This window comes from Pseudomonas sp. Ps21-P2 (assembly GCF_039672565.1).
In the GTDB taxonomy this organism is placed as follows: domain Bacteria; phylum Pseudomonadota; class Gammaproteobacteria; order Pseudomonadales; family Pseudomonadaceae; genus Aquipseudomonas.
This window is the reverse complement of the sequence record NZ_JBDFPL010000008.1, coordinates 218,761-236,883: the sequence shown is the minus strand read 5'-3', so window position 1 is coordinate 236,883 and position 18,123 is coordinate 218,761. Positions and strand designations below refer to the sequence as shown.

The 18,123-nt window shown below is 60.7% G+C and carries 16 protein-coding genes; 3 read left to right on the top strand and 13 right to left on the bottom strand.

The window, feature by feature from the left end; translation table 11 throughout:
* Positions 1-54: 54 nt before the first annotated feature.
* The 8 genes from ABEH28_RS20880 to glyA form a co-directional block, all read right to left on the bottom strand.
* A complete protein-coding gene (locus tag ABEH28_RS20880) occupies positions 55-741 on the bottom strand; it encodes a DUF1190 domain-containing protein (RefSeq protein ID WP_346630966.1) in 687 nt (228 codons plus the stop codon).
* Positions 742-832: 91 nt separating this feature from the next.
* Positions 833-2,032 (bottom strand): formaldehyde dehydrogenase, glutathione-independent, encoded by a 1,200-nt coding sequence (gene fdhA, locus ABEH28_RS20875; protein WP_192173166.1) that lies wholly within the window; start codon positions 2,030-2,032, stop codon positions 833-835.
* 119 nt (positions 2,033-2,151) lie between these two features.
* Positions 2,152-3,009 (bottom strand): formyltetrahydrofolate deformylase, encoded by an 858-nt coding sequence (gene purU / locus ABEH28_RS20870; protein ID WP_122536486.1) that lies wholly within the window; start codon positions 3,007-3,009, stop codon positions 2,152-2,154.
* A gap of 147 nt (positions 3,010-3,156) precedes the next feature.
* The gene (soxG, locus tag ABEH28_RS20865; RefSeq protein ID WP_346630965.1) at positions 3,157-3,789 is read right to left on the bottom strand and encodes a sarcosine oxidase subunit gamma family protein; all 633 of its coding nucleotides are present in this window, start codon (positions 3,787-3,789) and stop codon (positions 3,157-3,159) included.
* Positions 3,790-3,942: 153 nt separating this feature from the next.
* Complete coding sequence (locus tag ABEH28_RS20860) at positions 3,943-6,963, bottom strand: sarcosine oxidase subunit alpha (RefSeq protein WP_346630964.1); 3,021 nt, start codon at positions 6,961-6,963, stop codon at positions 3,943-3,945.
* Positions 6,960-7,274, bottom strand: coding sequence for a sarcosine oxidase subunit delta (locus tag ABEH28_RS20855; protein ID WP_074886785.1), 315 nt, complete (start codon positions 7,272-7,274; stop codon positions 6,960-6,962). Before ABEH28_RS20855 ends, ABEH28_RS20860 begins: the two co-directional genes overlap by 4 nt.
* A 15-nt stretch (positions 7,275-7,289) precedes the next feature.
* Positions 7,290-8,540 carry a sarcosine oxidase subunit beta family protein gene (locus ABEH28_RS20850; protein ID WP_192173169.1) on the bottom strand — a complete coding sequence of 417 codons (1,251 nt, stop codon included), beginning with the start codon at positions 8,538-8,540 and terminating at the stop codon, positions 7,290-7,292.
* 15 nt (positions 8,541-8,555) lie between these two features.
* On the bottom strand, positions 8,556-9,809 hold the full coding sequence (gene glyA / locus ABEH28_RS20845; RefSeq protein ID WP_282371162.1) for a serine hydroxymethyltransferase: 1,254 nt from the start codon (positions 9,807-9,809) through the stop codon (positions 8,556-8,558).
* Positions 9,810-10,143: 334 nt separating this feature from the next.
* On the opposite strand from glyA, the gene ABEH28_RS20840 reads away from it, so the two are divergent.
* On the top strand, positions 10,144-10,881 hold the full coding sequence (locus ABEH28_RS20840) for a hypothetical protein (protein WP_346630963.1): 738 nt from the start codon (positions 10,144-10,146) through the stop codon (positions 10,879-10,881).
* Positions 10,882-10,891: 10 nt separating this feature from the next.
* On the opposite strand, the gene alaC is transcribed toward ABEH28_RS20840, so the two are convergent.
* Both alaC and ABEH28_RS20830 read right to left on the bottom strand, forming a co-directional pair.
* Positions 10,892-12,106 (bottom strand): alanine transaminase, encoded by a 1,215-nt coding sequence (alaC, locus tag ABEH28_RS20835; protein ID WP_192173172.1) that lies wholly within the window; start codon positions 12,104-12,106, stop codon positions 10,892-10,894.
* 270 nt (positions 12,107-12,376) lie between these two features.
* Positions 12,377-13,120 (bottom strand): TraX family protein, encoded by a 744-nt coding sequence (locus tag ABEH28_RS20830; protein ID WP_346627201.1) that lies wholly within the window; start codon positions 13,118-13,120, stop codon positions 12,377-12,379.
* A 99-nt stretch (positions 13,121-13,219) separates the two neighbouring features.
* Between ABEH28_RS20830 and ABEH28_RS20825 the strand changes: the two genes are divergently transcribed.
* Positions 13,220-14,260 (top strand): low specificity L-threonine aldolase, encoded by a 1,041-nt coding sequence (locus ABEH28_RS20825; protein ID WP_192173174.1) that lies wholly within the window; start codon positions 13,220-13,222, stop codon positions 14,258-14,260.
* Positions 14,261-14,326: 66 nt separating this feature from the next.
* Here the strand turns inward: ABEH28_RS20825 and ABEH28_RS20820 are convergent, their stop codons facing one another.
* A complete protein-coding gene (locus ABEH28_RS20820; protein WP_065991262.1) occupies positions 14,327-14,629 on the bottom strand; it encodes a cell division protein ZapA in 303 nt (100 codons plus the stop codon).
* A complete protein-coding gene (locus ABEH28_RS20815) occupies positions 14,626-14,859 on the bottom strand; it encodes a hypothetical protein (protein WP_346630962.1) in 234 nt (77 codons plus the stop codon). Before ABEH28_RS20815 ends, ABEH28_RS20820 begins: the two co-directional genes overlap by 4 nt.
* 316 nt (positions 14,860-15,175) lie before the next feature.
* On the opposite strand from ABEH28_RS20815, the gene ABEH28_RS20810 reads away from it, so the two are divergent.
* A complete protein-coding gene (locus ABEH28_RS20810; RefSeq protein ID WP_192173176.1) occupies positions 15,176-16,801 on the top strand; it encodes a methyl-accepting chemotaxis protein in 1,626 nt (541 codons plus the stop codon).
* Positions 16,802-16,876: 75 nt separating this feature from the next.
* On the opposite strand, the gene gbcB is transcribed toward ABEH28_RS20810, so the two are convergent.
* A complete protein-coding gene (gene gbcB, locus ABEH28_RS20805; RefSeq protein WP_192173177.1) occupies positions 16,877-17,977 on the bottom strand; it encodes a glycine-betaine demethylase subunit GbcB in 1,101 nt (366 codons plus the stop codon).
* Positions 17,978-18,123 lie beyond the last annotated feature (146 nt).

The following is an 18,123-nucleotide window of genomic DNA, read 5'->3' as shown; positions in this document are numbered from 1 at the left end:
GGCCGGGTAAACACGCGTTGGACCGCCCCTCGAAGGGAAGTTCCACGCAGGGCCTCAGGGTTTGCTGACATAAAACAACCGCTGCGGCTCGAAGGTCCGCGCCAACCGTTGATCTGCAGCCGTCGAACCCGCCTGCAGGAGCCGGTGGCGAATGAATGCCTTATCGAAATGCTCGCCGTTGTTAAGCTTCTCGCGCAGGCTGATCAAGCGCGTGCCGCCCTGATGATCGGCGCCGCGATAGAGCGGTTCACTGAAGAGGCGCACCTGGGAGTCGGGGCTACCCCCGGTGGATGTCAGCTGAACCTGGGTGATGATCGCGAAACCGGACAGCCAGGGCGACCAGAGCCGGGAAACGTCGGCCGCGAAACACTCACCCGGGGTGAAGTCCGCCTCGCAGTCCGCCAGCTCACGGTAGGTCGGCGCCACTCGCACATGCTGTCGGTAAGCAGCGCGGTATCCTGCCTCGCAGACCGGCGGGTCGACCCCGGCCCAGATGCAGGCATTCGGATTTTCAAAGAACATTTCCGAGGAAGCCCAGCCCGACGAAAAGGGCTCCAGGTGAGCGCTTGCCAACGTCGCCGGCAGCCAGAGCAGCGGCATTGCGACGAGGAAATGAATCGATGTTCTATCCCACCTGACAACCATGCATGACCCGCCACCTGAAAAAACCGGCCGGACAAATAGCACGGAGAAAAGGCAGCTGAAACAAGCAGGAACGCAATTCAAGCGCTCCTCAACCATTTTCAGAAACGCCCTACAAATGTCGGGTTAGAGCCCTACGTCGGACATAAAAAAAGCGACCCGAAGGTCGCCTTTTGTGAGCGTCAGAGGATCACGCGGCGCTGAACAGTTTGTGCGGATCGATGACGAATTTCTTCGGCACACCGGCATCGAACTCGCCATAACCGCGCGGGGCATCGTCGAGGCTGATGACTTCCACGCCCACTACATCGGCGATGTTGATGCGGTCCCACATGATGGCCTGCATCAGTTGACGGTTGTACTTCATGACCGGTGTCTGGCCGGTGTGGAAGCTGTGGGATTTCGCCCAGCCCAGGCCGAAACGAATGCTCAGCGCGCCCACCTTGGCGGCAGCGTCCACGGCGCCCGGGTCTTCCGTTACGTAAAGGCCGGGAATGCCGATCTTGCCAGCAACGCGAACCACGCCCATCAGCGAGTTGAGTACGGTGGCCGGTGCCTCGGCCTTGGCGCCCGTATGGCCATGACCGCGCGCTTCAAAGCCCACAGCGTCGACGGCGCAGTCCACTTCGGGCTCACCCAGCAGATCGGCGATTTGCTCGTGCAGCGGGGTGTCTTTGGACAGGTCGGCGATCTCAAAACCCTGCGCCTTGGCGTGCGCCAGACGCACCGGGTTGACGTCACCGACGATCACAACTGCAGCGCCCAGCAAGCGGGCCGAGGCAGCAGCGGCAAGCCCCACGGGACCGGCGCCGGCGATGTACACCGAGCTGCCCGGGCCAACGCCGGCAGTCACTGCGCCGTGGTAGCCGGTCGGCAGGATGTCGGAAAGGCAGGTCAGGTCGCGGATCTTCGACATCGCCTTGTCGCGATCGGGAAGCTTGAGCAGGTTAAAGTCGGCGTAGGGCACGAGCACGTATTCGGCCTGCCCGCCGGTCCAGTCGCCCATGTCGACGTAACCGTAGGCACCGCCGGCACGGGCCGGGTTAACGGTCAGGCAGACGCCGGTGTGTTGTTCTTTGCAGGAGCGGCAACGGCCGCAGGCGACGTTGAACGGCACGGACACCAGATCGCCGATCTTGAGATTCTCGACGTCGCTGCCCTTCTCGATCACTTCACCGGTGATTTCGTGACCCAGTACGAGGCCAACCTGGGCCGTCGTTCGGCCACGCACCATGTGTTGATCGGAACCACAAATGTTGGTGGAAACCACGCGCAAGATCACCCCGTGCTCGATCTTCTTGCCGCGCGGGTCCTGCATCTTGGGATAGTCGATTTTCTGTACTTCGACCTTGCCTGCGCCGAGATACACCACACCACGATTACCAGACATGCCATCACCTCTTTATTTATTGTTGGATAGAGAGTGGATCGGGTTTCGAGCGGCAAGCTACAAGCCGCAAGAAGTGTGAACACCGCCTTTTCTTGCGGCTTGAAGCTTGAAGCTACCACCTACAGCACCACCGTCCTGTTGGCGTTGAGAAACACCCGGCGCTCAATGTGGTAACCCACCGCGCGTGCCAGGGTCAGGCCTTCGATGTCGCGGCCCTTGGCGATCAGGTCTTCGGGATAGTGACTGTGGTCGACCACTTCGACGCCCTGGGCGATGATCGGCCCTTCGTCGAGGTCGTTGTTGATGTAATGGGCCGTCGCGCCGACCAGTTTCACACCCTTGTTGTACGCCTGGTGATAGGGCTTGGCGCCCTTGAAGCCTGGCAGCAGCGAGTGATGAATATTGATCGCCTTGCCATCCAGCTTGCGGCACAGCTCCGGCGACAGGACCTGCATGTAGCGGGCAAGCACCACCAGTTCGGCGCCGGTGTCTTCGATCACCTTCATCACCCGCGCTTCCTGGGCCGGTTTGTCGTTGGGGTCGAGGGGGAAATGGTAGTAGGGAATGTCGTGCCAGCGCGCCAGTGGTTCGAGGTCCGGGTGATTGGAGACGACAGCAACCACGTCCATGGACAGCTGATTGATGCGCTGGCGGTAGAGCAGATCGTTCAGGCAGTGGTCGGCTTTGGAGACCATGATCACCACTTTCGGGCGGTAATTCGGGGCCGTGAGCTCGAAGATCATGCCGAAGGATTCGCCGCGCTCGGCCAGGCCGGCACGGAAAGACGACTCGTCAAATCCCTCCGGCTGGCGGAACTCGACGCGAATAAAGAAGCGGCTGGACAGCCGGTCATCGAACGAATGGTGCTCGGTGACGTAGCAGCCCTGCTCAAAGAGGTAACGCGTCACCGCGTCCACCGTGCCCAGCACGCTGGGGCAGTCGGCGGTCAGAATCCAGGTATCGGGGGCGCGGCTCATAGGTATTCCTTGATCGTTCCCACGCCCTGCGTGGGAATGCGGTTCAGGACGCTCCGCGTCCATTGTCGAGTGACGCCGAGCATCACAGGCGGCGTTCCTACGCTGAGCGTGGGAACGATCAGCACAGGTCGTGTCGTCAATCCGGAATCAGGCAGCGACGCCCAAACCATACTCCGCGCTCGCATCCTGCAACCACAGCCACCAGTAATCGGCAAAGCTGCGGCGGATCACCAGCTCCCAGGTCTCTTCACCGGTACGGCGGATCACCAGCTGCGATTTGGCGAACACCGTGCCGATGGCCTTCCCCACCGGAAAATTGTTCGGGTGCACGTCGTAACTGGTGGATTTCATCAGCACTTCGCGGACCTTCGGACCGGTCAGCTCCAGCAGCGATTGCCCGCCGCTGACGTTGACGATAGCGATGTGCAGACCAGCGAGCGCTTCGCGCAGCTTCTGCTCGGCGGCGAATTCTTCACCGGTCGGGACGATCAACAGCCACTCATCCGGGCCCAGCCACTGGATCGAGCTATCGCCGCTGGAGACCAGCGCCAGCGCGCCCGGCAGTTCCATGCCCAGCGCCTTGTGCACGCCGGCCGCGAACGCCGGGTCGTGGCCATCGCCACGGATGGTCAGGTGGCCAAGCAGTTTTTTCTCCCGCAGCACGACGCCCGGATTGCTGCGGCCCTTGCCAATCAGGCTCTGAAGGTCAGCATGAAACAGTGGCGACTCGGCTTTGGCCTCGGTCGCTGGCCGCTGTTGGTAAACGTTGGCTGTGGTCATAGAGCACCTGTGTTGAATTCTGTTGTTTCAGTGAACACGATCCCGTAGGAGTGAGCTTGCTCGCGATCGCGGTGTATCAGTCACCAGATGTATGCCTGATCTCACGCCATCGCGAGCAAGCTCACTCCCACAGGGGTGTAAGCAAGCCAAGACTCACTCCACGTTCTGCTGATCACCCTTCGGATCGAAGAACACCGAGGACACAATCTCCGCCTCGATCACCGACCCATCCGCCAGCGGCGCAAACACTCGCTCACCCATGCGCTTCAGCCCGCCCTTCACCACACCCATCGCGAACGAATAGCCCAGCGAGTTCGCCGCATAACTCGACGTCACGTGGCCGACCATCTTCATCGGGATCGACTGCTTCGGATCGAACACCAGTTGCGCGCCTTCCGGCAGCCACTTGTTCGGATCAATTGGCTTGAGGCCGACGAGTTGCTTGCGATCTTCCCGCACGCAGTCCTCACGGTTCATGCCACGCTGGCCGATCCACGAGAACGGCTTGGTACGGCCGACACACCAGCCCATGTTCAAATCGTCCGGGGTCATCGAACCGTCGGTGTCCTGGCCGACGATGATGAAGCCCTTCTCGGCCCGCAGGACGTGCATGGTTTCAGTGCCGTACGGGGTCAGGTTGTACTGCTTGCCCGCTTCGGCGATTTTTTCCAGAACGCCCATGGCGTAGTCGGCCTGGATGTTCACCTCGTAGGAGAGCTCTCCGGTAAACGAAATCCGGAACACCCGCGCCGGTACTCCGCCCACCAGCCCTTCTTTCCAGGTCATGAACGGAAACGCTTCACGGCCCAGGTCGATGTCGGTCACTTCGCTGAGCAGCTTGCGGCTGTTCGGGCCCGACAGCGTCAGGGTCGCGTAGTGGTCGGTGACGGAGGTGAAGTACACCTTCAGGTCCGGCCATTCGGTCTGTTGATAAATTTCCAGCCACTGCAGCACGCGTGCGGCGCCGCCGGTTGTGGTGGTCATGATGAAGTGGTTGTCGGCGATGCAGGCGGTGACGCCGTCGTCGAAGACCATGCCGTCTTCCTTACACATCAGGCCGTAACGCGCCTTGCCCACATCGAGCTTGGTCCAGGCGTTGGTGTAGATGCGGTTCAGAAACTCCCGGGCATCCGGGCCTTGGATGTCGATCTTGCCCAGCGTCGATGCGTCCAGCAGGCCGACGCTGTCGCGCACGGCCTTGCATTCGCGGCGCACGGCGGCGTGGATGTCTTCACCGGCTTTCGGGAAGTACCACGGACGTTTCCACTGCCCTACATCTTCGAATTCAGCGCCGTTCTTCACGTGCCAGGCGTGCAGCGCGGTGAAGCGCACAGGCTCGAAGACGTGACCGCAGTGACGCCCGGCAATGGCGCCGAAGGTCACCGGCGTGTAGTTCGGGCGGAACATGGTGGTGCCCATTTCCGGGATCGACACGTTCAGCGAGCGAGCCGCAATGGCCAGGCCGTTGACGTTGCCGAGCTTGCCCTGGTCGGTACCGAAACCCAGCGCGGTGTAGCGTTTGACGTGCTCGACGGACTCGAAACCCTCGCGGGTCGCCAGTTCGATGGCCGCCGCGGTGACGTCGTTCTGCAGGTCGACGAATTGCTTCGGCGCCCGCGCAGTGCCTTTTTCGTGCGGTACCTGGAACAGCGCTAAGGTCGGTTCTTCCACACGGCTCAGGGCTTTGGGCAGTACGCCTTCGACCGGTTTGAAACCGGCTTCACTGGCGGCACGAACACCGCCTTCAAAACCGTCGGCCAGCGAGTCGCCGAGGGCGTAAACGCCATTCACACCACCGACACAGACGCGTTTCTGCGGCGCTTCGCCCGGCACAAAACCGAGGATGTCCTCGCGCCAGACCGGCTTGCCGCCGAGGTGCGAAGCCAAGTGAACGATCGGACTGTAGCCACCGGAGCTGGCGACCAAGTCGCAGTCGAGCCACTCGCCCGGGCTGGCGACCTTGTGGCCTTTGACGTCGATGGCGGCCACGCGGGCGGCACTGACGCGCTTGCTGCCACGGGCTTCCACCACGGCGCTGCCGGTCAGAATACGAATGCCTTTGGCGCGGGCTTCTTCCACTAACGCACCGCGCGGGTTGTGACGCGCGTCGGCAACGGCGACCACGTGCAGGCCGGCGTCAAGCCAGTCCAGCGCCACGCGATAGGCGTAATCATTGTTGGTCGACAGGATCAGTTTCTTGCCCGGCGCCACGCCATAACGACGCACGTACGTAGAGACCGCGCCGGCCAGCATGTTGCCCGGCACATCGTTGTTGCCGTAAACCAGCGGACGCTCGTGGGTGCCGGTCGCCAGCACCACGCGCTTGGCGCGAACCCGGTGCATGCGCTGACGCACCTGGCCAATCGGCGCGCGATCGCCCAAGTGATCGGTCAGCCGCTCGTGAATGGTCAGGAAATTGTGGTCGTGATAGCCGTTCACCGTGGCGCGCGGCAGCATGGTCACGTTGGGCAGGCCTTTGAGTTCGGCCACCACCGTCGCTACCCATTCCGCTGCCGGTTTACCGTCCAGACTTTCGCGGCTGTCTAGCAGGCTGCCGCCGAATTCTTCCTGCTCGTCCGCCAGGATGACCCGAGCACCGCTGCGCGCAGCGGCCAGTGCGGCGGCCAGACCTGCAGGGCCGGCGCCGACCACCAGCACATCGCAGTGCTGGTTCATGTTGTCGTAGGTGTCCGGATCCAGCTCGGTCGGCGAACGCCCGAGGCCCGCTGCTTTGCGGATGTACTTCTCGTAGGTCATCCAGAACGACTGCGGGTACATGAAGGTTTTGTAGTAGAAGCCCGGCGGCATCAGCTTGCCGCCGACCTTGCCGAGGATGCCCATCATGTCGGTGTTCACGCTCGGCCAACCGTTGGTGCTGGTCGCGACGAGGCCCGAGTAAAGCGCCTGTTGCGTGGCGCGCACGTTGGGGATCTGCGTGGCTTCGGTGGCGCCGATCTGCAGCACGGCATTCGGCTCTTCGGAACCGGCCGCAAAGATGCCGCGAGGACGGGAATACTTGAAGCTGCGACCAATGATGTCGACGCCGTTGGCAAGCAAGGCGGCGGCCAGGGTGTCGCCTTCGAAGCCTTGGTACGTCTGGCCGTTGAAGTTGAAATTCAGGACCTTGCTGCGATCGATGCGGCCGCCGTTGGGCAGGCGATTGGACTGGCTCATACCTGATCCCCCTTTCTGATTGCGGGCGCCGGATTGACGAACTGCGGCTGCGTGCCGATCGGATAGGTTTCGAGAATTTCGTAGGTCACGGTGTCACGCGTGGTGTTGAAGTACTGACGGCAGCCCGCTGCGTGAATCCACAGTTCGTGGTGCAGACCGCGCGGGTTGTCGCGGAAGAACATGTAGTCGCCCCACTCCTCGTCTGTGCAGGCGGCCGGGTCCAGCGGACGCGGGATGTGAGCCTGACCGGAGACGTGGAATTCCTCTTCGGAGCGCAGTTCGCCACAGTGAGGACAGAAGATATGCAGCATGGGAAAAGTCCTCTGTTAGTGGGCTACGGCTGCAGCGCCGTGTTCGTCGATCAACGCGCCGTTGTGGAACCGGTCGATTGAGAAGGGTTTGGCCAGCGGGTGCATCTCGCCCTTGGCCAGGCTGGCGGCAAACACGTTGCCCGAGCCCGGGGTGGCCTTGAAGCCACCGGTGCCCCAACCGCAGTTGAAGAACATGTTCGGGACAGGCGTTTTGGAAATGATCGGGCAGGCGTCCGGCGTGGTGTCGACGATGCCGCCCCACTGGCGGTTCATGCGCACCCGCGAGAGCACCGGGAACATCTCGACGATGGCCTGAATGGTGTGTTCGATCACCGGGTAAGAGCCGCGCTGGCCGTAACCGACCCAGCTGTCGATGCCGGCACCAATCACCAGGTCGCCCTTGTCGGACTGGCTGATGTAACCGTGTACGGCGTTGGACATGATCACGCTGTCGATGATGGGCTTGATCGGCTCCGACACCAGCGCCTGCAACGGATGGGATTCCACCGGCAGACGGAAGCCAGCGAGCTTGGCCATGTGGCCGGAGTTGCCTGCCGTCACCACACCGACGCGTTTGGCGCCAATGAAGCCCTTGTTGGTTTCGACGCCGATGCACACGCCGTTTTCCTTGCGGAAGCCGGTCACTTCGGTCTGCTGAATCAAGTCCACGCCCAACGCATCAGCGGCACGGGCGTAGCCCCAGGCCACGGCGTCATGACGCGCGACACCGCCGCGACGTTGCACCGTTGCGCCGATGATCGGGTAACGGGTGTTTTTCGAGCAGTCGAGGTACGGAATTTCTTCAGCCACTTGCTTGCCGTTGAGCAGCTCGCCGTCGACACCGTTGAGGCGGTTGGCGCTGACGCGGCGCTCGGAATCACGCATGTCCTGCAGGGTGTGGCACAGGTTGTATACGCCGCGCTGGGAAAACATGACGTTGTAGTTGATGTCCTGGGACAGGCCTTCCCACAGTTTCATCGCGTGTTCGTACAAGTGCGCGGATTCGTCCCACAGGTAGTTGGAACGCACGATGGTAGTGTTGCGTGCGGTATTACCGCCGCCCAGCCAGCCTTTTTCGACCACGGCCACGTTGGTGATGCCGTGCTCTTTCGCCAGGTAATAGGCTGTCGCCAGACCGTGTCCGCCGCCGCCGACGATGACCACGTCGTAGACCTTTTTCGGGGTCGGCGTGCGCCACATGCGCTGCCAGTTTTCGTGGTGGCTGAGGGAGTGTTTGAAGAGGCCGAAGCCCGAGTAATGCTGCATGGTGCGACTCCTGACTCAGCGGTAAACCGGGAAATCGGCGCACAGCGCGGCGACCTGCTCGGCAACATTGGCCTCGACATCGGCGTCGCCGAGGTTGTCGAGGATGTCGCAGATCCAGCCGGCCAGCGTGATGCACTGGGTAACTTTGAAACCGCGCGTGGTCACCGCAGGGGTGCCGATGCGCAGGCCCGACGTGACGAACGGCGATTGCGGATCGTTCGGCACGGCGTTCTTGTTGACGGTGATGTGCGCTCGGCCCAGCGCCGCGTCGGCGTCTTTCCCGGTCAGGCCCTGACGAATCAGGCTGACGAGGAACAGGTGATTGTCGGTCCCGCCCGACACGACGTCGTAACCGCGATCAATGAACACCTGCGCCATGGCCTGGGCGTTATCAATCACTTGCTGTTGATAGGCTTTGAAACCGGGCTCCATGGCTTCCTTGAAGCACACGGCCTTGCCGGCAATCACGTGCATCAGCGGGCCGCCCTGGGCACCCGGGAACACGGCGGAATTGAGCTTCTTCTCGATCTCTTCGTTCGCCTTGGCCAGGATCAACCCGCCACGGGGGCCGCGCAGGGTTTTGTGCGTGGTGGTGGTCACCACATCGGCGTACGGCAGCGGGTTCGGGTACAAACCGGCAGCAACCAGACCGGCCACGTGAGCCATGTCGACGAACAGCAGCGCGCCTACTTTGTCGGCGATCTCACGAAAGCGCGGGAAATCCAGGGTTTTGGAGTAGGCCGAGAAACCGGCAACGATCATCTTCGGTTTGTGCTCGACCGCCAGTCGCTCGACTTCGTCGTAATCAATCAGGCCGGTGGCAACGTCGATACCGTATTGAACGGCGTTGTACAGCTTGCCCGAGGACGACACTTTGGCGCCGTGGGTCAGGTGACCGCCATGGGCCAGGCTCATCCCCAGCAATGTGTCGCCCGCTTGCAACAGCGCCAGGTAAACCGCGCTGTTGGCCGACGAACCGGAGTGCGGCTGGACGTTGGCGTAGTCGGCACCAAATAGCAGCTTGGCGCGATCGATCGCCAGTTGCTCGACCTTGTCGACGTGCTCGCAACCGCCGTAGTAACGCTTGCCGGGATAACCCTCGGCGTATTTGTTGGTCAAGCCGCTGCCCTGGGCCTGCATCACGCGCTTGCTGGTGTAGTTCTCCGAGGCGATCAGCTCGATGTGGTCTTCCTGACGCTGCTCCTCGGCACTGATTGCCGCCAACAGTGCATCGTCATAACCCTGGATCTGGTCTTGCTTGCTGAACATCGCGGTTCTCCCAGCGGCGGCGCGGCGCCTGAATGATCGACAGGGCCTTGAACTGCCCTTTGGCCACGATGGTATGGCTGACGCCGACAGCCCAGATGCCTGCGCGCGCCACACAAAGGCGCGTTTACGACATGGGTTAACGGGGAGCGGGATTTGCGCGGCTCTGCGCGCCGCAGACTGTCGGTCCTGAGCCCGCCGCGAATCCTCGGCACGCCGCAACACCTCAGCCCAATGGGCACGGGGACTGTCAAAACTGACAGTATTCAAATAGCAATGACGGGCTTACTTTTGAGCCAACGGAACGGCTGACAGCCACTCACTCAAGGGAATGATCATGGGCACAATCGCAAGGTCGCATACGCTAACTCCGCAGTTATGGAAAAAGCTAAGGGGGAAAAACGTCTGTCGGCAGGGACCCGCTACGGAGCTGCTGCTCTTTCTGACTCAAGGCGTGTTTCATACGGTGGATATAGAAGGCTCGGTCAAACTGAGGATTATTCGGGAACTGAGCGAGTCTGAGGCGCTGCTTGCCGTCTACGTCGAAGATTCGGATGTAGTTCTTTCGTCCACTGTTTCAGTGAGTGACGCCAGGCTTTATGCCACCCCCCAAGACATCGTTCACCAGGACGGCGGTTACTATTCGGTCATTCTCAAGATCATTTCCTATCCGAACGCTGAGCTGGTCGCCGACATCTATCTATGGGAAATACCACCCATCGCGGCACCGCAGTCTGTCGAATCGGATCTTGCGCTGTACCTTCCCAAAGGCTCGACTTTTCACGCAAGCCCCTCTGAAGAAGACATTGTGATGGACAGGACTTTCAGAGTGTCTGAAGACCGCCAAGTCTCGGTCAACATTCGCACCGTTGAAGGGCGCAGCTACTCAACAACCGTCACGGAAGCCGAAGCAATCCGATGTGCCGCGCCCGGCGATTACTATGTGGAGAGCGGTTCCAACGAGCTGTCGGTCGTTTATGGCATCACCACTCGTCCCGAATTAGCGTCATTGCCGATCCTCAAGCATGTGCCGCTGCCGGATGTGCCGAGGTCAGGTCATGACCTCGGCAAATGAGTGACGACCGTCAGGCTTTTTGCGTAACCAATCCGTCAGCCCGGAACATGCTGCGAATACCCCGCACGGCCTGACGGATGCGGTCCTGATTCTCGATCAGCGCAAAGCGAACGTGGTCATCGCCATATTCACCAAAACCGACACCAGGCGAAACGCAGACTTTGGCTTCGGCAAGCAGCTTCTTGGCGAATTCCAGCGATCCCAGGTGTGCGTAAGCCTCGGGTATCTTGGCCCAGACGTACATCGACGCTTTCGGGTTTTCGACCATCCAGCCCAGTTCGTGCAGGCCTTTAACCAGCACGTTACGGCGCTGGCGGTACTGCTCGGCGATGTCGAGCACGCATTGCTGATCACCTTCCAGCGCGGCGATGGCGGCCACTTGCAGCGGCGTGAACGTGCCGTAGTCGTGGTAGCTCTTGATCCGCGCCAGGGCGTTGACCAGCTCGGGGTTGCCGACCATGAAGCCGATGCGCCAGCCCGCCATGTTGTAACTCTTGGACAGGGTGAAGAATTCGACGGCGATGTCCTTGGCGCCCGGCACCTGCATGATCGACGGAGCTTTCCAGCCGTCGTAGACGATGTCGGCGTAGGCCAGGTCGTGAACCACCAGCACGTCGTACTGTTTGGCGAGGGCAACGACGCGCTCGAAGAAGTCCAGCTCGACACATTGGGCGGTCGGGTTGGACGGGAAACCCAGGATCATCATCTTCGGCTTGGGGATCGAGCCGCGAATGGCTTTTTCCAGTTCAGCGAAAAAGTCCACGCCTGGCACCAGTGGCACGGAGCGCACCTGAGCGCCGGCGATAACGGCACCATAGATGTGAATCGGGTAACTGGGGTTCGGCACCAGAACGGTGTCGCCCTGATCCAGCGTGGCGAGCATCAAATGCGCCAGGCCCTCTTTGGAGCCGATGGTGACGATAGCTTCGTCTTCGGGATCGATGTCCACGTCGTAGCGTTTTTTGTACCAGCTGGAAATCGCCCGACGCAGACGCGGGATGCCACGCGAAGTCGAGTAGCCGTGAGTGTCTTCACGTTGGGCGACGGTGACCAGTTTCTCGACAATGTGCGGCGGCGTTGCCCCATCGGGGTTGCCCATGCTCAGGTCGATGATGTCCTCACCACGACGACGCGCAGCCATTTTCAGCTCGGCGGTGATGTTGAACACGTAAGGGGGGAGTCGATCGATGCGCGCGAAACGGCGCGGCGAACCTTGGTCTGCCATGGAAACCTCTGAAGACGTAAGCGCCCGGAACCGTCCGAGCGACGCTGGCCACTGCGGTGGCCTGAGGCGGAAGATACGGGCGGGGACGGCGGTTTGTCTACAGCGAAACCGCGAAATCGACGGCGCTCTCACAGGCCTCTTCCCGGCTGAAGCCGGTCCCACTGAAGATATGCGCGCGGTCAGTAGGACCGGCTTTAGCCGGGCAGGCGTCGGAGGTCGGAACGCAAAACCAAGGGCATACACGCTGAATACCTGTCTGCCACATCACCGTCATTCGATGATCTGCCGCAGTCCAAACAACAGCAAAAAATGCACTGGATAAATCAGGTACGCCCACCGCCGCATCGGCCACACTCCGAATGCCGGGCGCCCGCGCAGAATCGCTAACCCCAACAGTGGCGCCAGCAAACAGGCCACCAGCGCGCCGATGGAAATCGGGTCGCCCCATAGCATGCCGTCGATAATCTTCGGCCACTCGTTGCTCAATAAACAGACGATCCCCGGCACAATCGCCAGCCATATGGAAGTGCGCAGCACGAGCACAAACGCCAGAGGCAGCAACACCCCGTACATGCCGAACATCAATTGCGACCCAAACAGAACACCCATCGCCAGGGCAGCGATACCCAAGACCCTCGCCGGCCATGAGCGACTCAATCCACCCTGCGCGACCAGCAAACCCAAAGCCAGCGTAGGCAGCACATTGAGCGTGGTGACCTCACCGGCCATGTAAATCCGGTATGGCAGCTCCGCGACCACGGAAAACACCGCCAGCCACGTCAGGTATTTCCACTTGATCGAAGCCTCCACATCGTGCCGGCCAGTGCGTACGACGTTGACCGCGATCGCCAGGCAAAACCACGGGAACGCCAGACGCCCCGGCACGTACAGCCAATTGGCGTGCCAGCCGACATAGCGCAGGTGATCCATCACCATGCTTAGCATCGCCAGCCACTTGAGCAGGTCCAGCGCGCGATTCCGCCCGGGTGTGGTCATTGATTTCGGTTCGCTCATATTGCTTCGCTGTCTGGCTGAATTTTCTGACGCAAGAATGCATGACCAAACCGATCAACTTTGGTTACAGTCGCAGCCTTCGATTACAGGGAACCGGCCATGTCAGACCAAAGCCAGCAGTTTGCCAGCGACAACTATTCGGGAATCTGCCCGGAAGCGTGGGCGGCCATGGAGCAAGCCAACCACGGGCACCAGCGTGCCTATGGCGACGACCAGTGGACAGCGCGCGCGGCCGATCAATTCCGTCAGTTGTTCGAAACAGACTGCGAGGTGTTTTTTGCCTTCAACGGCACGGCGGCCAACTCCCTGGCGCTGTCCTCGCTCTGCCAGAGTTACCACAGCGTCATCTGCTCGGAAACCGCCCACGTCGAAACGGACGAATGCGGCGCACCGGAATTCTTCTCCAACGGCTCCAAACTGCTGACCGCACGCAGCGAGAACGGCAAGCTGACGCCTGATTCCATCCGGGAAGTCGCGCTCAAACGCGCCGATATCCACTATCCAAAACCCCGCGTCGTCACGCTGACCCAGGCCACGGAAGTGGGCAGTGTGTATCAGCCGGAAGAGCTCAAAGCCATCAGCGAGACCTGCAAGGAGCTGGGCCTGAACCTGCACATGGACGGCGCCCGCTTTGCCAATGCCTGTGCGTTTCTCGGTTGCTCGCCTGCCGAGCTGACCTGGAAGGCTGGCGTTGACGTACTGTGCTTCGGCGGCACCAAAAACGGCATGGCAGTGGGCGAGGCGATTCTGTTCTTCAACCACAAGCTCGCTGAAGACTTCGACTACCGCTGCAAGCAGGCCGGTCAACTGGCCTCGAAGATGCGCTTCTTATCAGCGCCTTGGGTGGGTCTGCTGGAAAACGACGCCTGGCTCAAGCACGCACGCCACGCCAACAGCTGCGCCCAGTTGCTGGCGGATCTGGTGAAAGATATTCCGGGCGTTGAATTGATGTTTCCGGTGCAGGCCAACGGCGTGTTCCTGCAACTGTCGGAAGCGGCCATTGCTGCGTTGACCGCGAGGGGCTGGCGCTTCTACACCTTCATCGGCAATGGCGGCGCGCGGTTCATGTGCTCGTGGGACACCGAAGAAGCCCGGGTACGGGAACTGGCAGCGGACATTCGGTTGGTGATGGGGAGCTGAAAGCGGCTTACTCGTCACTGGTAGGTGCAGCCCATCCGCAGCCTGCAGATGGACTGAACCGGTGCCTCACCCCTGAGCAATAACCTTCTCGATCACCTCGACCGTAGCGCTGACCTTGTCTTCATAACGGCTAAGCGCTTCGGCGTGTTGCTGCTTGAGTTCGATCTGCTTCGAGCACAGATTCAGCGCCGCCAGCACCAGCAGACGATCGCCGATCAGCGTCGGGTAACTGCGCTTGGTTTCGAACAATGCCGATTTCAGCATTGACACGGCATCCATCAGGGTCTGCTCTTGGCCGGCAGGTGCCTTGATCGTGTAGTCGTTGCCAAGGATGGAAATAACCTTGGCGCCGTCCTGATCCGTGATCATGCGTCAACCGCGCTGGCACTGGTGGCGCGGTCAACCAGCGCCTGAATGCGCGCAGCCGTCGCACCCTGTTTCTCTTCTTGCTCCATCAGACTCAACTGCAGACTGTCGTTGTCATCCCTGGCTTGCTTCAACTCTTCGGCGAGTTGTGCGTTCGTGTTCTGCAGCTCCTGATTGTGCTGTACCAGGTCACTGACGAGCTTTTCCAACTGGCTTAGGGATGTTTCCAACATTTTGATATCTCAGGCAAATTTCAAAGGGCGCGTACGATAAAGAAAAGTCACTTTAGCTACCAGTGAAATCAGGGCATCCAAGCCGCTACACCGACCAACAAGCATCTCTACCACTCTATTCCGCAAACGCATAACGGCCCTGATTGACTACGTTTTTACGGTCTTGTTCCTGCTGTTCGTCAGATCACCCGGCTGCGACATAACCGCACAGCGTAGACCAGTGGCATCAAGTCCCCACAGGGCCGACCGATAACCCATGCATCTCTGACACTTCTATCTCTCGCCTCGCATGGATCGCGGCCTCTCTGGAACCGTAATGTCCCTACGTAATTTGAATATAGCGCCCCGCGCTTTTCTCGGATTTGCCGTCATCGGCCTCCTGATGCTGATTCTGGGCGTGTTCGCTCTGTCGCAAATGAACAAAATCAACAACGCCAACGTTGCCATGGCCAGCAAAAGCATGCCGAGCATCAAGGCGCTGGATAAATTGACCGAAGGCAGCATTCGCCTGCGTGTTCTGTCCTATCGCCTAATGCTCAACCGCGACCCCGACACGCTGCAGAAAACCACTGAATTGTTTGCCATGCGCAACAAGCAGATCGACGACGCCCGGACAATCTACGCCAAGATGATTTCCGCGCCCGAAGAGCAGTCGGCCTACGACCAGTACGTCAAGTTGCTCAACGACTACCGCCAGCTTGAAAGCCGTATGAAGACGCTGAGTCAGGCCAACGATATGACCGAGCTGACCCGTTTGCTCAGCGCCGATCTGCAGACCAACTCAGACCAGATGAACGTGGTGCTGGCCAAGCTGATTGAGATGAACACCCAACAGGTCAATGAAGCCAGTGCGACGGCCACTCAACAGTATTCGACCGCGTTCACGATGGTCGTCACGCTGCTGATCATTGCCACTGTGCTGACCGTGTTGTTCGCCTGGTTGCTCACCAACAGCATCACCCGACCTATCGCTTCGGCACTGAACGCCGCTGAAGACATTGCCGAAGGCGATCTGACGCGCACCATCAACGTGGACGGAACCGACGAAGCAGGCCGTTTGCTGGCCGCGATGCTGAAGATGCAGTCCAAGTTGCGCGACACCCTGCAGCGTATTTCCGGTTCAGCGACCCAGCTCGCTTCGGCCGCCGAAGAGCTGAACGCTGTCACCGACGAAAGCGCGCGCGGCCTCTCCAAGCAAAACGACGAAATCGAACAGGCCGCCACTGCGGTTAACCAAATGACCAGCGCCGTGGAAGAAGTCGCACGCAACGCGGTGAGCACCTCGGAAGCGTCGAAGAACGCTACGACGTCCGCCAGCGATGGCCGTGATCTGGTGCAGGAAACCGTCACCGCCATCGAACGCATGAGCACTGACGTGCAAAGCACATCCACGCTGATCGGCAATCTGGCGGACGAGTCCCGTGACATCGGCAAGGTGCTGGATGTGATTCGCGGCCTGGCGGATCAGACCAACCTGCTGGCCCTCAACGCCGCCATCGAAGCTGCCCGCGCGGGTGAAGCCGGTCGCGGATTTGCGGTGGTCGCCGACGAAGTTCGCGCCCTCGCCCACCGCACCCAGCAATCGACCAGCGAAATCGAGCGTATGATCGGCAGCATTCAGGGCGGCACCGAACAGGCCGTGAACTCCATGCGCAGCAGCACCGAGCGTGCGGAATCCACCCTGAACATCGCCAAAGGCGCCGGCCTTGCGCTGGACACCATTAACAGCGCCGTTGTGGAAATCAACGAACGCAACCTGGTCATCGCCAGCGCGGCGGAAGAGCAGGCCCAAGTCGCACGGGAAGTGGACCGCAACCTGGTCAACATCCGCGACCTGTCGACTCAGTCCGCCACCGGCGCCAATCAGACCAGCGCAGCGAGCAACGAGCTGTCGCGTCTGGCTGTGGATTTGAACGGGATGGTTGCGCGCTTCAAAGTTTAAAAGACGTTACAGAGCCGACTCGAAACCGGGTCGGCTCATCAAGACGCGGGGAGAGTTCGACGCCCGCGTCAGACCTCAATACTCAATCCGCACATCCCCCTTCGGCACGCTGCAGCACGCCAGGATGTAGCCTTCGTCCACGTCGTCATCGGTGATGCCGCCGTTGTGTTCCATCTCGACCTCCCCGCTTAGCTTCATCACCTTGCACGTACCGCAGATGCCCATGCCGCACGCCTTGGGAATCATCAGGCCGAGCTTGGCAGCCGCCGCATGGACGGTTTCGCCTGGCGCGACGCGGATACTTTTGCCAGTGTCGGTGAATTCAACCTGATTCAATTCAGCAACATCCAGATCCGGCGCATCGGCGGCCTGTTCGGCGTGCTCCACGGCGTCGGCGCGGGCTTCCGGTGGCGTCGCTCCGAAGGATTCTTCGTGGTACTGCGCCATGTTGAAACCGTTGGCTTCAAGCAACCGCTTCACCGCACTCATGTACGGCGTCGGTCCGCAGCAGAACACTTCCCGCTCCATGAAATCCGGTGCCATCAGTTCGAGCATCTTCTGATTCAGATAACCGCGATAACCCGCCCACGGCTCACCCAGCCCGTGCTTTTCACAAACGATGTGCAGGGCGAAGTTATTGATTCGCGACGCCATCTGTTCCAGCTCGCGGTGGTAGATGATGTCCTTGGGCGAGCGCGAACTGTGCACGAAGACCATGTCGACGTTGGCGTTGGTGTCGTAGTACCAGCGCGCCATGGACATGACCGGCGTGATGCCGACGCCACCGCTGAGGTAGAGGATTTTCGGATTGGGGAAGTCGATGGCGTTGAACAGACCCACCGGGCCGTGCACCGCCAGCTCCTGACCTTCGTGCAACGTGTCATGCAGCCAGTTTGAAACCTTGCCGCCGGGCACGCGCTTGATGGTAATGGAGAAGCTGTACGGCACCGAGGGTGAACTGGAGATGGTGTACGAGCGCATGATTGGCGCGCCGTCGATTTCCAGCTCCAGGGTGACGAACTGGCCGGGCTTGAAGAAGAACAGAATCGGCTGATCGGCCATGAAGCAGAACGTACGCACGTCCCAGGTTTCCTGGATCACTTTGACGACCCGCACCAGATGGCGGCCGTTGGCCCACGTCTGGGTATTGACCGGGCTGAGGAAACTCTGGGACATACTCACTCTCCACGGCCGACGGTCGGCCTCTTATGGTGGCGATTCTGCGTAACGCGCGAGCCGCCTATTTACCTATCAGCGACATTCACATACTTATGGCGACCAGCCCCGATCTATAGGGGTCGGGCCGTCGGAAACGGATTCGG

Coding starts and splice junctions, on each gene's coding strand:
- ABEH28_RS20880 (WP_346630966.1), bottom strand. CDS start 741: ATGGTTGAGGAGCGCTTGAATTGCGTTCCTGCTTGTTTCAGCTGCCTT.
- fdhA (WP_192173166.1), bottom strand. CDS start 2,032: ATGTCTGGTAATCGTGGTGTGGTGTATCTCGGCGCAGGCAAGGTCGAA.
- purU (WP_122536486.1), bottom strand. CDS start 3,009: ATGAGCCGCGCCCCCGATACCTGGATTCTGACCGCCGACTGCCCCAGC.
- soxG (WP_346630965.1), bottom strand. CDS start 3,789: ATGACCACAGCCAACGTTTACCAACAGCGGCCAGCGACCGAGGCCAAA.
- ABEH28_RS20860 (WP_346630964.1), bottom strand. CDS start 6,963: ATGAGCCAGTCCAATCGCCTGCCCAACGGCGGCCGCATCGATCGCAGC.
- ABEH28_RS20855 (WP_074886785.1), bottom strand. CDS start 7,274: ATGCTGCATATCTTCTGTCCTCACTGTGGCGAACTGCGCTCCGAAGAG.
- ABEH28_RS20850 (WP_192173169.1), bottom strand. CDS start 8,540: ATGCAGCATTACTCGGGCTTCGGCCTCTTCAAACACTCCCTCAGCCAC.
- glyA (WP_282371162.1), bottom strand. CDS start 9,809: ATGTTCAGCAAGCAAGACCAGATCCAGGGTTATGACGATGCACTGTTG.
- ABEH28_RS20840 (WP_346630963.1), top strand. CDS start 10,144: ATGGGCACAATCGCAAGGTCGCATACGCTAACTCCGCAGTTATGGAAA.
- alaC (WP_192173172.1), bottom strand. CDS start 12,106: ATGGCAGACCAAGGTTCGCCGCGCCGTTTCGCGCGCATCGATCGACTC.
- ABEH28_RS20830 (WP_346627201.1), bottom strand. CDS start 13,120: ATGAGCGAACCGAAATCAATGACCACACCCGGGCGGAATCGCGCGCTG.
- ABEH28_RS20825 (WP_192173174.1), top strand. CDS start 13,220: ATGTCAGACCAAAGCCAGCAGTTTGCCAGCGACAACTATTCGGGAATC.
- ABEH28_RS20820 (WP_065991262.1), bottom strand. CDS start 14,629: ATGATCACGGATCAGGACGGCGCCAAGGTTATTTCCATCCTTGGCAAC.
- ABEH28_RS20815 (WP_346630962.1), bottom strand. CDS start 14,859: ATGTTGGAAACATCCCTAAGCCAGTTGGAAAAGCTCGTCAGTGACCTG.
- ABEH28_RS20810 (WP_192173176.1), top strand. CDS start 15,176: ATGTCCCTACGTAATTTGAATATAGCGCCCCGCGCTTTTCTCGGATTT.
- gbcB (WP_192173177.1), bottom strand. CDS start 17,977: ATGTCCCAGAGTTTCCTCAGCCCGGTCAATACCCAGACGTGGGCCAAC.